Here is a 1,445-nt window from a genome sequence, read left to right as displayed (position 1 = left end):
CACAAAGGTATTATGTTTGAAAAATAGGCATAAGCTAGATTTCATATATTAAAGGAAGAATTTCAACCTTAACCTTTAAATAAGAACGCTTATGCCATCGATTAAAGTTAGTAAAGATTCATTTAAGGGACAATCAATTTACATTGGTATTGATTGTCACCATAAAAGTTGGAAGGTTACATTACTTACCGACAAGTTTGAATTGAAGACAATGACTAGAGATCCTGATCCCGCATCACTGGTAACATATCTAGAAAAACATTATCCTGGAGCTGAATATAAGGCTGTATATGAATCAGGATTCAATGGCTTTACTGTATGTAGAAAGTTAAGAAGTCTTGGTGTTGATTGTCAAGTAGTCCATGCAATGGATGTACCTTCCAGTCATAAGGACAGGCAGCAAAAATCTGATAAATCCGACAGCAGAAAGCTGGCTCAACTTCTCCGTTCCAATGGGTTTGAAGGAATAGATGTTCCGCCAATACATATTGAAGTGGACAGAAAGCTTCTGAGACAGCATTTTTCCTTAACAAGAATGTTGACATCTGAAAAAAACAGAGTTAAAGCGACTCTTTTTCAGTTTGGTATTGAGATTCCTGAACGGTTTAGCAGCAGTCAGTCTCGTAGCTGGTCAAAAGTATTCATTGAATGGCTAAGATCGGTACCTGATATAGAACCAAAATTACAACGTAGTATCAACAATTATATTGAAACAGGATTATTGCTCAGGAAGCAATTGTTAGAAATAACTAAACAGCTGAGAAGCCTTTCTCAGACGGAGGAATATAAAGATGACTTCAGTCTTTTGACATCAGTACCTGGCATTGGTCCACTAGGAGCTATGAGAATCCTTCTTCAGGTATATAATATGAAAAGGTTTCAGACTATGGACGAACTATGTTGCTACGTAGGACTAATTCCCAAAATGTATGGGTCAGGAGAAAAAATGATTACTGGTAAGTTGTCAAAAAGAGGAAGAAAAGACATTAAGATCATGCTTATTGAAGCTTCGTGGGTAGCTGTCAGGAAGGATCCTGCACTTACCGCAAGATTCAATAAACTGACAGAGCTGATGAACAAAAACAAGGCAATTATAAGGGTAGCTAAAAACTTATTGAATAGAATCAGGCACATCCTTACCCATAAAATCGAATATGAAATTGGGGTGGTAAGCTAGAATCTGAAATAAAGTCCTAAAGAAACTAAAACCTTGAAAATTTGGAGGGGGACAAAACGTTAGCTTGCGACTGCAGCACCTGAATAGGAAGACTGTTCCACAAAGATTGCGTCCCCATCCTCTTTAAAATGAAAGATACATTGCGGCATGCTATAAGTCTGACCGTTGATAGGAGATTGATTAAAGAGGTTATTGAAGTGAATTAGGCATTATTAAAGTGACGATAAACTAAACTGATTCTTTTCCCTTTTAAACACAAAGATAGTTT

The 1,445-nt window shown here is 36.7% G+C and carries 1 protein-coding gene; it reads left to right on the top strand.

Annotated features, from left to right (window positions below; all coding sequences use genetic code 11):
• Positions 1-91: 91 nt before the first annotated feature.
• Positions 92-1,177, top strand: a complete 1,086-nt coding sequence (locus CHB66_RS16725) for an IS110 family RNA-guided transposase (RefSeq protein ID WP_089242551.1) — start codon at positions 92-94, stop codon at positions 1,175-1,177.
• Positions 1,178-1,445: the final 268 nt, after the last annotated feature.

The organism is Belliella buryatensis (assembly GCF_900188245.1).
Classification (GTDB): Bacteria; Bacteroidota; Bacteroidia; order Cytophagales; family Cyclobacteriaceae; genus Belliella; species Belliella buryatensis.
The sequence above is the reverse complement of the archived record's forward strand: the minus strand, read 5'-3'. Positions and strand labels throughout refer to the sequence as shown.